The organism is Caulobacter vibrioides (assembly GCF_002858865.1).
GTDB classification, from domain to species: domain Bacteria; phylum Pseudomonadota; class Alphaproteobacteria; order Caulobacterales; family Caulobacteraceae; genus Caulobacter; species Caulobacter vibrioides.
Map to the genome: position 1 here is coordinate 192,915 of NZ_PJRR01000008.1, position 12,440 is coordinate 205,354.

General features: G+C 67.6%; 12 protein-coding genes. 6 read left to right on the top strand and 6 right to left on the bottom strand.

The genetic code is table 11. The features are described 5' to 3' along the window. Nucleotides 1-21: 21 nt before the first annotated feature. Nucleotides 22-918 carry a hypothetical protein gene (locus CVUC_RS05035; protein WP_010920447.1) on the bottom strand — a complete coding sequence of 299 codons (897 nt, stop codon included), beginning with the start codon at nucleotides 916-918 and terminating at the stop codon, nucleotides 22-24. A gap of 168 nt (nucleotides 919-1,086) precedes the next feature. On the opposite strand from CVUC_RS05035, the gene CVUC_RS05040 reads away from it, so the two are divergent. Further along, nucleotides 1,087-1,701 carry a glutathione S-transferase family protein gene (locus CVUC_RS05040; RefSeq protein WP_096034799.1) on the top strand — a complete coding sequence of 205 codons (615 nt, stop codon included), beginning with the start codon at nucleotides 1,087-1,089 and terminating at the stop codon, nucleotides 1,699-1,701. 5 nt (nucleotides 1,702-1,706) lie between these two features. On the opposite strand, the gene CVUC_RS05045 is transcribed toward CVUC_RS05040, so the two are convergent. The 3 genes from CVUC_RS05045 to CVUC_RS05055 all read right to left on the bottom strand — a co-directional run bounded on the left by CVUC_RS05045 (nucleotide 1,707) and on the right by CVUC_RS05055 (nucleotide 4,443). Beyond that, nucleotides 1,707-2,591 (bottom strand): hypothetical protein, encoded by an 885-nt coding sequence (locus tag CVUC_RS05045; RefSeq protein WP_096033898.1) that lies wholly within the window; start codon nucleotides 2,589-2,591, stop codon nucleotides 1,707-1,709. Nucleotides 2,592-2,600: 9 nt separating this feature from the next. Beyond that, entirely contained in the window at nucleotides 2,601-3,353 is a 753-nt protein-coding gene (locus tag CVUC_RS05050) for a hypothetical protein (protein ID WP_012640532.1), read from the bottom strand. A gap of 151 nt (nucleotides 3,354-3,504) precedes the next feature. Then, nucleotides 3,505-4,443 carry a hypothetical protein gene (locus CVUC_RS05055; RefSeq protein ID WP_096033899.1) on the bottom strand — a complete coding sequence of 313 codons (939 nt, stop codon included), beginning with the start codon at nucleotides 4,441-4,443 and terminating at the stop codon, nucleotides 3,505-3,507. Between the two features lie 98 nt (nucleotides 4,444-4,541). On the opposite strand from CVUC_RS05055, the gene trmFO reads away from it, so the two are divergent. Beyond that, entirely contained in the window at nucleotides 4,542-5,966 is a 1,425-nt protein-coding gene (gene trmFO / locus CVUC_RS05060) for a methylenetetrahydrofolate--tRNA-(uracil(54)-C(5))-methyltransferase (FADH(2)-oxidizing) TrmFO (protein ID WP_096033900.1), read from the top strand. A gap of 7 nt (nucleotides 5,967-5,973) precedes the next feature. On the opposite strand, the gene CVUC_RS05065 is transcribed toward trmFO, so the two are convergent. Beyond that, nucleotides 5,974-6,747: a DUF1365 domain-containing protein gene (locus CVUC_RS05065; protein WP_096033901.1), complete on the bottom strand. Its 774-nt coding sequence runs from the start codon at nucleotides 6,745-6,747 to the stop codon at nucleotides 5,974-5,976. Beyond that, nucleotides 6,744-8,072, bottom strand: a complete 1,329-nt coding sequence (locus CVUC_RS05070; RefSeq protein WP_164468173.1) for an NAD(P)/FAD-dependent oxidoreductase — start codon at nucleotides 8,070-8,072, stop codon at nucleotides 6,744-6,746. The genes CVUC_RS05065 and CVUC_RS05070 overlap by 4 nt, the downstream gene beginning before the upstream one ends. Nucleotides 8,073-8,192: 120 nt before the next feature. On the opposite strand from CVUC_RS05070, the gene CVUC_RS05075 reads away from it, so the two are divergent. The 4 genes from CVUC_RS05075 (at nucleotide 8,193) to CVUC_RS05090 (ending at nucleotide 12,412) form a co-directional block, all read left to right on the top strand. Continuing rightward, on the top strand, nucleotides 8,193-9,236 hold the full coding sequence (locus CVUC_RS05075; RefSeq protein WP_096033903.1) for an SAM-dependent methyltransferase: 1,044 nt from the start codon (nucleotides 8,193-8,195) through the stop codon (nucleotides 9,234-9,236). Beyond that, nucleotides 9,233-9,640 (top strand): DUF2177 family protein, encoded by a 408-nt coding sequence (locus tag CVUC_RS05080; protein WP_012640534.1) that lies wholly within the window; start codon nucleotides 9,233-9,235, stop codon nucleotides 9,638-9,640. Before CVUC_RS05075 ends, CVUC_RS05080 begins: the two co-directional genes overlap by 4 nt. Before the next feature lie 173 nt (nucleotides 9,641-9,813). Further along, nucleotides 9,814-11,097, top strand: a complete 1,284-nt coding sequence (locus tag CVUC_RS05085; protein WP_096033904.1) for an allantoate amidohydrolase — start codon at nucleotides 9,814-9,816, stop codon at nucleotides 11,095-11,097. Between the two features lie 34 nt (nucleotides 11,098-11,131). Beyond that, on the top strand, nucleotides 11,132-12,412 hold the full coding sequence (locus tag CVUC_RS05090) for a pyridoxal-phosphate-dependent aminotransferase family protein (protein WP_164468175.1): 1,281 nt from the start codon (nucleotides 11,132-11,134) through the stop codon (nucleotides 12,410-12,412). The last annotated feature ends 28 nt before the right edge of the window (nucleotides 12,413-12,440 follow it).

A 12,440-nucleotide genomic window follows, 5' to 3' on the forward strand; every position in this document is an offset into this window, starting at 1 on the left:
TCCATCTAAAGCTAAAGGGCTCTAGCCGCCCCAGCCTTCCGAGGCCGTCTGGCCGCCCGTCATTTCACGATAGATGGTCGGCGCCGGCGACAGCATGATCAGGGCGCTGAGCACCGCCATGAAGCCCGAGAACAACTGCTGGACGATGCCCGACGGGGTGAAATAGCTGCTGAGCGAGGTGGTGTCGGCGCGCAGGGCCCCGCCGGCCGCCGAGAAGTCGCCGGTGACGATGGCGACGGCGGCATAGACGATGATGACGATCAGCAACCACACGATCATGCTCATCACGACCGCCACCAGATAGGCCCCGAGCAGCGACCAGAAGGCCCCCTTGGTCACCGACATCGAGCGGAAGAAGACGATCTCGCCCTTGTCGAAGGTCATGGCGCTGGCCAGCGACAGACGGACCAGCAGGTAGATCGCCCCCAGGATAGCGCCCAGCAGCACGAGCACGCCCAGCAAGCCGCCGCCCACGGCGCTCAGCACGCCGGTGAGCAACGCCCCCCCGAAGAACACCGCCATCAGCAGCAGGCCCGTCAGCACCGAGACCGCGATCTGAAGGAGCTCGTCCTTGCCCACGCGAAGAAACGCGAAACGATTGTCGTCGCGACGCTGGATCATGCGGTTGAGCGCCGCCAGGGTGACCCCTTGAACGACGAGGTTGTAGGGCAGCGTCCACAGCAGCGTCGGGATCATCTGATCAGCGAGCTTGGTCATTTCCTCGGGGCTGGCGCCGTCCGGATTGCTCATCAGGGTCATCGCCGCTTCCATCTGCGCCCCGAAGAAATGGATCGTCAGGGCGTTGGCGATGATGGACACCACGGTCATCACCGCGATCCAGATTCCGACCGTCTTCAGATTCTCCCGCACCAGCCGGAAACCGGAAAAGGCCGCGTCGGAGGCCGAGAACTTCGCCATGACTTGCTCGTGGAATAATGGGACCCAGGTTCGCCCCTAGGCCTAACAAGGTTCGCGGCGGTTCAACAGGGCGTCCCGCGCGAAATCGACAACGGGCGCCTTGCGTCCAATCCGTCCACCTCTAACGTTCGTTTGAACGGCCCGCTGGACGAGGCCGAGGGAGGCCTGATGAAACTCTATGGCGAAGCCATGCCCGCGCCCAATCCGCGACGGGTGCGTATCTTCCTGGCGGAAAAGGGCGTGGAGGTTCCGGAGATCCGGATCGGCATGATGCAGGGCGGGCACAAAAGCCCCGAACACCTGGCGCGCAACAGCCTGGGCCAGGTCCCGGTGCTGGAACTGGACGATGGAACCACGATCAGCGAGACGATCGCCATCTGCCGCTATTTCGAGGTGCTGCATCCCGATCCGCCGCTGTTCGGCGTCAGTGCGCTTGAGCAGGCCCAGATCGAGATGTGGACCCGGCGCATGGAGTTTCGCCTGATGGTTCCGATCGGCATGTTCTGGCGCCACGCCCACCCGCTGACCGCGCGCCTGCTGAAGCAGAACGTCGAGTTCGGGGAATCCAACCGCGAGGTCGTCGAGAAGGGGCAACTCTGGCTGGATCGCGAGCTGTCCGACGGTCGTCCCTACCTGACCGGCGACACCTATACGATCGCCGACATCGCCGGGCAGACCGCCCTGGACTTCGCCGACTTCACCGGCCTGTCGACGCCGGCCGAGGCCAAGCACGTCCTGGCCTGGCGCGAGCGGATGGCCGCGCGGCCGAGCGCGTCGGCCTAGAAGGCTTAGGCGTGCAGGCCCGCGTCGATCTCGTCCTGGTTCAACTGGGCGAAGGCGCGGGCCGGGGCGGCCACCAGGATCACCGTCTGCAGGGTCAGGAAGACCGGGGCCAACAGCATATTGGCCAGCAGGCTGAGGATCAGCCACGAATTGCTGGCCGCCAGTCCGCTGGCGCCCAGATTGACCGCCGCCGTCAGCCACTTGCCGATCACGCCCGCCACGGCCGCGCCCAGCAGGGACAAGAGAATCCAGATCGCGATGGTCAGCACGAACATGCCCAGCAGCCGCCAGAACTGTCCGTGGGTCTGGATCCAGGCGGCGCGGATATCGATGTGGTGATGGGAGAAGGCGTGGGGCCCCAGCAGCGACAGGCGCACGGCCACCCATAGCGAGAAGCCGATCACCGACAGGGCGCCCAGGAAGGCGAACCAGGCGGCCGCCGCGCCAGACAGCAGCGAGGAGCCCAGCACCACCACCCCCGACGGGATGATCGTGCACAGCAGCGCCGTGGCCCAGGTGATCAGCGACACGATCAGCAGCTGAATCTCTTCCTTGCCCAGCCGCAGATAGGCGAAGCGATCGTTGGTCGGCTCCAGCACCGAACGGATGATCGCCGCCTGCAGCACAGCGCCCAGCAGCAGGGCCAGGGCGACCAGCAGCACCATCGCGCCGCCCAGATTCATCACCAGGTCCAGCAACTCGCGCGGGTCGGCCGAAGAGCCGCGCCCCGCCAGGACTTGCCGTCCCTCATCGCCCAGGCCGATCTTCACCAGCAGGCCCAGGATCGGCAGCATGACCAGCGAGAACGCGGCCCACGCCAGCGCGGTCAGCGGCCGGCGGCGCATGGTCTGCAGACCTTCGAGAGCGGCGTCGACAGGGCGAACAGACATTACGGCGTCCTACTGTGCCGCGCTGTGGCGGTAAAAATGGGCGAGCGCGCCGGTCCAGGCGGGCATCGCGTAGAAATAGGTGCAGGCCGCCATCACGGCGGCCACGACCGGACCTTGGCCGGGCGCGACACTCAACAAGGCGCTCAGCACGATCACCGGGATCGAGATCGCAAGGCCGATCACCAGGAGGATATGCGTCCGGCCCCGCGTGAGCGAGAAGGCGCTCAGCACGCGCACCCCGGCCTGATCGACCGTGGCGGGCGCCGACAGAGACAGGCGCAGCCCCAGCCAGATCAGGATGAACAGGCTCGCCAGCGGCACGATCGCCACAATCAGACCAGCCGGCCCGGCCTGGGCGAACGCCGCGCGCCAAGCCTCGGTGGTCGACGGATCGAAATTCGGCGCGGCGGTTCGCGCCACGCCCAGCGCCACGCCCCCGACGATCACCAGAAGGATCGAGCCGATCAGGGCGAACAGACCAAGGATCATCAACTGGGCGGCCAGAAGTCGCCACTCGTCCCGCCCCCAACGCAGCCCCTTGAAGCCGGCCGCGCGGCCGAACGCGCGACGGAACAGCGCCCCTTGGGCGACGATCCCAGCGACCAGAGCGATCACGAAGCGCGCGCCGGACGGCAGTGAACTGGCGGCGACGCTGAGCATCGCCGCCAGCGCGAGCGCGCCCCAGCAGTCGCGAACCGCGCCACCCACGTCGGAAAGGCCCGTACGCAGGGTCGCGCTGACTCCCGCCGATCCTTCCGTCATCCCGTCATGTCCCTCAGGCGCGGCGCTCATCCCGACCGGGGACGAGTCGCCGCTATCCCTGACAATCTAGGGTCTCGCCGCGCGTCTGGCGATGGCGCCGCGCGGCGAACGCTGGATTTCGAGCAACCGTAACGCTCGCGCCACGGCGGCGTCAGGTCTCCGAGGTGAGCGCGCGATGCGCCGCCGCCCAAGGCGCGAAGAAGATCGTGTGCACCACCGCGCTGAACAGCGTGGCCAAGGCGCCGATCACCGCCAGCCAGGGCCACACCTCCCGCAGGATGGTCAGAGGCGGCCGCGCCATGAACGCCTCGAAGCCGCCCCCGCCGTGCAAGGCCACGATCGACCCGCCGGCGGCGAAGATCGTCCCCAGCATCACAGTCGTCACGAGGATCTCCACGCCGATGATGAAGACGATGAGCAGCAAGGCCATGCCCAGAAGCCGCCAGCCCTGACCCTTGGTCAGGCTCCAGGACTCAAAGAGCCGGAACTGGTTGTCGACGAAGGTCATCGGCGCGGCCATCGACAGGCGCAGCGCCAGCCAGACCAGGACAATGACGGCGATCGCCGCGCCTCCCAGGGCCGTGCCCACCGCCGCCATCATGCCGTTCTCGCCGCCGCTGAAGCCCGCCACCGCCGCGAGGACCCCGATCACCATGGCCACCACGAGCCCGACGATCATCAGGAGGACTTGCTCGACCAAGAAGAGGAGCGTCAGCCACATCTCGCGCGCGCCCAAACGCAAATAGGCCCACGACGACTGGGCTGGAGTGAGAACCGCGCGGAAAACCGCCGCGCAGAACACCGCCTGCACGAAGGTGGACCACAGCCAGAACAAGAGATTGGCCGCCGTCATACCCGACTGCGCCTGCATCATCTGGCGCATGACCTCGGGGTCAGGCGCGCCCTCCTTCTGGGTCATAGCCAGTTGCACAAACTGCTGAAACTGCGGCCCCAGCGCCAGAAAGGTCAGGATCGCCGGGATGACCATCCCCACGGCCAGGGCCAGCGCCCAGCCCACCACCGCCAAAGGCTTGCGACCAATGACGCCGAAGCCGGCTGTCGCCGCCTCGGTCACGGAAAACCTCGCCATGTCCCCTCCCCATGCTCGCCAGGCGCGCAGGGCCCGGCCCAGGATCATGAGCCTACACGAGGTTTCGCCAAACGACAGCCGGGGGTATAGGGCGCGCCATGACCACGAACTCGACCTATCAGCCTGTCCACGTCATTGGCGGGGGCCTCGCCGGTTCCGAAGCCGCCTGGCAGATCGCCCAGAGCGGCGTGCCCGTCATCCTGCACGAGATGCGCAAGGACGACGCCAGCGGCAAAGTCATCACCGACGCGCACCAGACCGACGGCCTGGCCGAGATGGTGTGCTCCAACTCGTTCCGCTCGGACGACTGGCAGTTCAACGCCGTGGGCCTGCTGCACGCCGAGATGCGCAAGCTAGGCAGCCTGATCATGGCCTGCGCCGACCAGCACCAGGTGCCGGCCGGGGGCGCCCTGGCTGTCGACCGCGACGGCTTCTCCGCCGAGGTCACCAAGCGCCTGTCGCAGCATCCGCTGGTCACCATCGTCCGCGAGGAGATCGCGGGCCTGCCGCCTGCCCCTGATGGAAAGAATGGGTGGGACAACGTCATCGTCGCCACCGGTCCCCTCACCTCGCCGGCGCTCGCCCAGGCGGTCCTGGACCTGACCGGCGAAGGCCAGCTCAGCTTCTTCGACGCCATCGCGCCGATCATCCATTTTGAGTCCATCAACATGGACATCGCCTGGCGCCAGTCGCGCTACGACAAGGAAGGTCCTGGCGGCGATGCGGCCGCCTACATCAACTGCCCGATGAACAAGGAGCAGTACGAGGCCTTCATCGACGCCCTGCTGGCCGGCCCCAAGTCCGAGTTCAAGGAGTGGGAGAACGTCCCCTATTTCGACGGCTGCCTGCCGATCGAGGTGATGGCCGAGCGCGGCCGCGAGACCCTGCGTCACGGTCCGATGAAGCCTGTGGGCCTGACCAATCCGCGCGATCCGCTGGTCAAGGCCTACGCCATCGTCCAGCTGCGCCAGGACAACGCCCTGGGCACGCTGTGGAACATGGTCGGCTTCCAGACAAAGCTGAAACACGGCGTCCAGGCCGAGACCTTCCGGATGATTCCGGGCCTGGAAGACGCCCAGTTCGCCCGCCTGGGCGGCCTGCACCGCAACACCTTCATCAACTCGCCCAAGCTACTGGACAAGTCGCTGCGGATGAAAGCCATGCCGCGCCTGCGGTTCGCGGGCCAGGTCACCGGCGTCGAAGGCTATGTCGAGAGCGCGGCCATGGGCCTTCTGACTGGCCGCTTCGCCGCCGCCGACCGCAAGGGCGCGCCGATCGACGCCCCGCCGCCGACCACCGCCCTGGGGGCTCTCGTCGAGCACATCACCGGCGGCCATCTGGAGGCCGGCAACGGTCCTGGCAGCTTCCAGCCGATGAACATCAACTATGGCCTGCTGCCGCCGCTCGAAGCGCCGAAGGTCGACGAAGATGGCAAGAAGATCCCGCTGAAGGAACGCGGCCGCGCCAAGAAGCGGCTGATGAGCCTGCGCGCGCTGAAGGATCTGGACGCCTGGATGGCCTGAGGGGCGTTCAGGATTCAGCCGGGCGGCGCAGGCCGCGCGTGGCCTTGTCCTGCGGATAGTAGCGGAAGCCCTTGAGGACGATCTTGATGGCTTCCCAGTGGATCGCCACCAGGATGCCGGCGACTTGCCAGGGGTGGCCCAGCAAGGCCTTGAGGATGGCGCCGTCCGTAAGGCTTCGGCGTTCGCCGGCGAAGGTGGCGGACAGGATGACGCCAGCCTCGTCCAGCACGTCTACGCCCACGCTGACCGCTTCGGCCGGCGGCCTGGTCTCGAAGTCATAGCGCAGGTTCATCGGCAGGAAGGGCGAGACATAGAACGCCTTGCCCGCCTCCTGCTCCACCCAGCCGTCGAGGCCCAGGCGCGCGGGCATCACATAGTCGTGGCGCTGGCCGAAGGTGTTGCGCACCGCATGGACGGTGGCCACCAGACGATCCTGCGCATCGTGGCAGAAGAAGACGGTGAGCGGATTGAACCCCTTGCCCAGGATGCGCGGCATGGTCAGCACGCGGATGGACGCAACCCTTTCGGCCAGGCCATGGGCCGCCAGCTTGGCCAGAATCTCGTCCTTCAGCGACGCCTTGGGATCGTCGAGGTGATCGCGATCGTGAAAGCCGATCAGGTTCCAGGCCTTGCGCGAGAACAGGCGAAGCCGCGCGCTCAGCGCCTCGACCTCGTCGAGGTCGAGCAACAGCATGAAGACGCCATAGCGCAGGTGATGGCGCTTGGGGCGGGTCCGGTCGTGGACGACGTGGCCCGCATAGAGCGCCGAGCGGGAGGTCACGCAACCAACTCGCGGTCAGCGGCCTGATCGGCCACGTCCAGGACGATGCGGCCCGACGGGTTGGGCACCAGCCAGGGACGACGCACACCGCCCAGTTGTTCAGCGACCGCAAGACCCGCCTGCAGGCCATCCTCGTGGAAGCCCGATCCGAAATAGGCCCCGCAGAACCAGGTGCGCCGACGCCCCTGCAGCGACCACAGCCGGCGCTGGGCCAGCATGGCCGGGCCATCGAACAGCGGGTGCTCATAGACCTGATCGTGCATCAGGCCCGCGGGATCCTGCATCGGGTTCAGCGACAGGAAGTAGGGCCGCTCGACACCCAGAGGCTGGAGAATGTTCATCCAGTAGGTGACGCCGCCCTCGCCGTCCTCGCCGCGACGACCGACGTGGTTCCAGCTGGCCCATGCGCCCCGGCGACGCGGCATCAGGGCCGGGTCGCTGTGCAGCACCGCGCGGTTACGGCTGTAGCGGAAAGCTCCCAAGAGCTCGCGTTCCTCGGCGCTCGGCGCGGCCAGCATCGACAGAGCCTGGTCGGCGTGGGCGCCGATCACCACATGATCGAACGCGCGGGTCTCGCCGGTCGCATCCTCGATCTTTACGCCGTCGGGACCGCGATGGATCGCCTTGACGGGCCGCCCGGTCAGGATCGGCCCCGACACGCCGGCGGCCAACTTTTCGACGTAGCGCGCCGAGCCGCCGACAACGGTGCGCCATATCGGACGCTTGTCGATCGGCAGCATCAGGCCGTGGTTGTCGAAGAACCGCAGCAGCGCCGCCGCCGGAAACTCGCGGATATCCCGCATCGAAGCCGACCAGATCGCGGCGGCCTGCGGCAGCAGGTGGTCTTCCTGAAACGCGCGCCCGAAACCCTGGCGACGCAGATAGTCGTCGAGCCGGCAGAGGCCGCCCTGCTCCAGGTCCGCCGGGATGTTGCGGCCCTCACGATAGAAGCGCACCACGTCCAGCAGCATCTTGATGAAGCGCGGGTTGGCGACGTTGCGCTTTTGGGCCAGCAGCTTGGTGCTGGAATACTCCAGCGCGCCGCCGTCCAGCGAGACGCCGAACGACATGTCGGTCTCGGTCGTCTCGACGCCGATATGTCGGAACAGGGCCGTGAGGTTGGGATAGTTCGGCTCGTTGTAGACGATGAAGCCGGTGTCGACGGCCACGCCCTCGGCGATGATGGTGTTGGCGTGCCCGCCCAGTCGGTCGTCCGCCTCGTACAGCGTCACGTCGTGCCGGTGGGACAGGAGCCAAGCCGCGGAAAGACCTGAGACGCCAGCGCCGATCACGGCGATGGATTGGCGAGGAACAACGTTGGCCAAGACTCTCTCCCAAAGCGCCAGGGCGACGCTTGCCAAGAGTTACGCATCATCGTGACGAACGGACGCATCCGAACGGCTTGCCGGCGCGTAACCTTCCCGAACCATCTCGGAGGACGACCCATGAGCCTGGTGAAGACCGCGATCCACGCCTTCGAGGACGCGCCCATGCCCGACCTCGTGTCGCGCGCCGCCATCGACTTCCTGGTGGGCGACGCCCGTCGCCGCCTGCAGCAGGCGCCGGCCAACGCGACCCTGGCCTTCGCCAAGGAGATGGAGACGCGACCGATCGCGACCCATACGGCGAACGCCAACGAGCAGCACTATGAACTGCCCGCGCCGTTCTTCGAGGCGGTCCTGGGCCCGAACCTGAAGTACTCCAGCGGCCTCTATCCGCCCGGCGCCGTTACGTTGGCCGAGGGTGAGGCTGCGGCCCTGCGCGAGACCGCCGAACACGCGGACCTGCGCGATGGACAATCGGTCCTGGAGCTGGGTTGCGGCTGGGGTTCGCTGTCCCTGTGGATGGCCTCGCGATGCCCCAACTCGACCATCACCTCGGTGTCGAACTCGGCCTCGCAGCGCGCCTTTATCGAAGCGCGCGCGGCGCAGATGGGCCTGACCAACCTGAAGGTCATCACCGCCGATATGAACGACTTCCAGACCGATCAGCGCTTCGATCGTGTGGTGTCGGTCGAGATGTTCGAGCACATGTCCAACTGGCGCGCCCTGCTGACCCGCGTGCGCGACTGGCTGGAGCCGGACGGCCTGCTGTTCCTGCACGTGTTCACGCACAAGAACACGCCCTACCGCTTCGAGGTCGACGATCCGGCCGACTGGATCGCCCAGTACTTCTTCAGCGGCGGCGTGATGCCCAGCCACGACCTGCCCCAGCAGTTCCCCGACCTCTTCGCCGTCGAACAGGACTGGCGCTGGAGCGGCGAGCACTACGCCCGCACCGCCCGCCAGTGGCTGGAAAACTTCGACGCCCGCCGCGCCACCATCGATCCGATCCTGGCCGAGGTCTATGGCAAGCACGCCACCGTCTGGCGCCGTCGCTGGCGCCTGTTCTTCCTGGCCACCGCCGGCCTGTTCGGCCATCGCGGCGGTGAGGAATGGGGCGTCAGCCACTATCGGATGCGCCCGGTCCAGGCGGAGACAGCCCAATGATCCAGTTCGCCGTCGCCTATGTCGGGACCGCCCTGGCGATGCTGGTCCTCGACATCATCTGGCTGACCCAGATGGTCAACCGGCTCTACCAGCCTCGCATCGGCGAGTTGCTGGCTGAAAAGCCGTCGATGCCACCAGCGGTGATCTTCTATCTTCTGTACGTGACCGGCATCGTCGTTCTGGCGGTCCTGCCGGCGCTGCGCGAGGGCGGTTGGAAGCGCCTGCTGGTCCACGCCGCCGTCTTCGGTCTCGTCGCCTATGCCACCTATGACCTGACCAACCAGGCGACGCTGAAGACCTGGTCGACGACGATCACCGTGGTCGACATGGCCTGGGGCACGTTCATCACCACGGTCTCGGCCTCCGCCGGCTTCGCCGCCGCGCGCTGGTTCGCGGCGCGCTGACCACCGCCCCTCCCCTTTCATAAGTAAGTGATTTATGACTTATGAGCAGGCGCCCGCTTCGCGGTGTGGCGCTTGCGCGGGCGCCTGAGTCGGTTGTCGACCCTGGCGGCTCGCAAAAGGGGACTTGGTCGCTCCGCCTGCTAGGGTGATGCGATCAAGGGCGCGGAGCGAACGTGGCGGACGGTGTCGACATCGGGGTGAGGGCCAAGGCGCGTTGCGACGCCCTGGGGTCGCCGCCTTACAGTGAGATCGACGGCCAACTGACCCGCCGCTTCCTGACGGCCGCCCACGGCGCTGCGCTGGACGCCCTCGCGGGATGGATGGCTGAAGCCGGCATGCGCGTGCGCCGAGACGCCGCCGCCAACCTGATCGGCCGCTACGAGGGTGAGACGCCCGACGCGCCCGCCCTGATCATCGGCTCGCACATCGACAGCGTCCGCAACGGCGGCCGCTATGACGGGCCGCTGGGGATCATGCTGGGGATCGACGTGGTCGAGGCGCTGCATCGCGCCGGCCGCCGCCTGCACTTCGCGATCGAGGTCGTGGCGTTCGGCGACGAGGAAGGCTCGCGCTTCCCCGCCTCGATGAGCTGCAGCCGCGCGATCGCCGGAACCCTGGACGCCACCGCCCTGGAGATGAAGGACGCCGAAGGGATCACAGTCGCTGAAGCCTTGACCGCGTTCGGCGGCGATCCGGCCAACATCGCTTCGGCCGCTCGCCGTCCCGAGGAGGTGCTCGCCTTCCTGGAAGCCCATATCGAGCAAGGCCCGGTGCTGGAGGCCGAAGGCCTGGCCCTGGGCGTCGTCACCGCCATCGCCGCCCAGAAGCGCTTGATGGTGCGGATCACGGGCATGGCCGGCCATGCCGGCACGACGCCGATGGCCTTGCGCAAGGACCCCGGCCCCGCCGCCGCCGAGGCCATCCTGGCCCTGGAGCGGATCTGCCGCGCCGGAACCGACGGTCTGGTCGGCACGGTGGGACGCATGACCGCCCTGCCCGGCGCCTTCAACGTCATCCCCGGCGCGATTGAGTTCTCGATGGATATCCGCGCCGAGACCTCGGCCACCCGCGACGCCGCCGTCGAGGCGATCACCGCTGAGATCCACGCCATCGCCGCCGCGCGAGACCTCTCCGCCACCGTCACCCTGATGCAGGCCTTGGCCGAGAGCCCCTGCGATCCGTCGCTGATGGGCTTGCTGGACGAGAGCCTCGCCGATCTTGGCCTGCCCGCCCGCCGCCTGCCCTCGGGCGCCGGTCACGACGCCATGGTGATGGCCGCGCTTTGCCCCACCGCCATGCTGTTCATCCGCTGCGAAGGCGGGATCAGCCACAACCCGGCCGAAGCCGTCACCGAGGCCGACTGCGCCCTGGCGGCCAAGGCGATGCTGGGGTTCGTGGAGAAGCTGGCCGCCAATCCCTTGCGTCCTTCGAGGCCGCTACGCGGCGCCTCAGGATGAGGGCTTCTGTTCGCCCCACCTTCCTCATCCTGAGGTGCGCGCCGCAGGCGAGCCTCGAAGGACGCACAGTGACCACCGCCAAGACCATGCCATGACCGACACCTTCAACGAACTCGACCACCCCGCCCGCCTGCTGATGGGGCCTGGCCCGATCAACGTGCACCCACGCGTGCTGCGGGCGATGTCGGTGCAGCTCTTGGGCCAGTTCGACCCAGAGTTCACCGGTTACATGAACGAGGTGATGGCGCTGTATCGCGGCGTCTTCCAGACACAGAACCGCTGGACCTTCACGATCGACGGCACCTCCCGCGCCGGCATCGAGGCGGCGCTGGTCTCGACCCTTCAGCCCGGCGACGACGTCGTGGTGGTCAATGCCGGGCGCTTTGGCCTGCTGCTGGCCGAGATCGCCGAGCGCTGCGACGCCAAGGTCACCTTCGTCGAGGCCCCCTGGGGAACCGTGGTCGATCCGCAGGCGGTCGAGGACGCGGTGAAGCGCGTGAAGCCGCGTCTGGTGGCCTGCGTCCACGGCGACACCTCGACCACTATGGCCCAGCCGCTGGCCGAGATCGGCGCGATCTGCCGCGCGCACGGGGCGCTGATGTATGTCGACGCCACCGCCACCCTGTCGGGCATGGACGTTCCCGTCGACGCCTGGGGCGCCGACATTGTCACCGCCGGCCTGCAGAAGTGCCTGGGCGGTCCCTCCGGCTCGGCCCCGATCACGATCAGCGACCAGGCCGCCGAGCACATCTTCTCGCGTCGTCACGTCGAGAAGGGTCTGGCCGGAACCGGCGGCGCGGCGGGCGCCGGCCGGCGCATCGCCTCCAACTACTTCGATCTGGCGATGATCATGGACTACTGGTCCGAAAAGCGCCTGAACCACCACACCGAGTGCGCGCCGATGCTGTTCGCCGCTCGCGAATGCGCGCGGCTGGTGCTGGAGGAAGGCCTGCCGGCGCGCTTCGACCGCCACGCCAAGGCCGGCGCGGCCATGACCGCCGGGCTCGAAGCGATGGGCCTCTCCATCTATGGCGACAAGGCTCACAAGATGACCAACGTCACCGGCATCTGGGTCCCGGACGGCGTCGACTACGACCGGGTCAAGGCGCGGATGCGCACCGACTTCGAGATCGAGATCGGCTCGGCCTTCGGGCCGCTGACCGGCAAGATCTGGCGCATCGGGACCATGGGCGTGAACGCCCGCAAGCACGCGGTGCTGCAGACGCTCGCGGCCTTCGAGGCGGTGCTGCGCTGGGAGGGCTTCAGCGCTCCGGCCGGCGCGGGGGTGGATGCGGCGGCGAAGGTGTACGGATGAGGGCGTCGTTCAAAATCCTCCCCCCAGC

Bases quoted from the DNA above. Each gene is read 5' to 3' on its own strand.
- CVUC_RS05035 (WP_010920447.1), bottom strand. From the start codon at position 918: ATGGCGAAGTTCTCGGCCTCCGACGCGGCCTTTTCCGGTTTCCGGCTG.
- CVUC_RS05040 (WP_096034799.1), top strand. From the start codon at position 1,087: ATGAAACTCTATGGCGAAGCCATGCCCGCGCCCAATCCGCGACGGGTG.
- CVUC_RS05045 (WP_096033898.1), bottom strand. From the start codon at position 2,591: ATGTCTGTTCGCCCTGTCGACGCCGCTCTCGAAGGTCTGCAGACCATG.
- CVUC_RS05050 (WP_012640532.1), bottom strand. From the start codon at position 3,353: ATGACGGAAGGATCGGCGGGAGTCAGCGCGACCCTGCGTACGGGCCTT.
- CVUC_RS05055 (WP_096033899.1), bottom strand. From the start codon at position 4,443: ATGGCGAGGTTTTCCGTGACCGAGGCGGCGACAGCCGGCTTCGGCGTC.
- trmFO (WP_096033900.1), top strand. From the start codon at position 4,542: ATGACCACGAACTCGACCTATCAGCCTGTCCACGTCATTGGCGGGGGC.
- CVUC_RS05075 (WP_096033903.1), top strand. From the start codon at position 8,193: ATGAGCCTGGTGAAGACCGCGATCCACGCCTTCGAGGACGCGCCCATG.
- CVUC_RS05080 (WP_012640534.1), top strand. From the start codon at position 9,233: ATGATCCAGTTCGCCGTCGCCTATGTCGGGACCGCCCTGGCGATGCTG.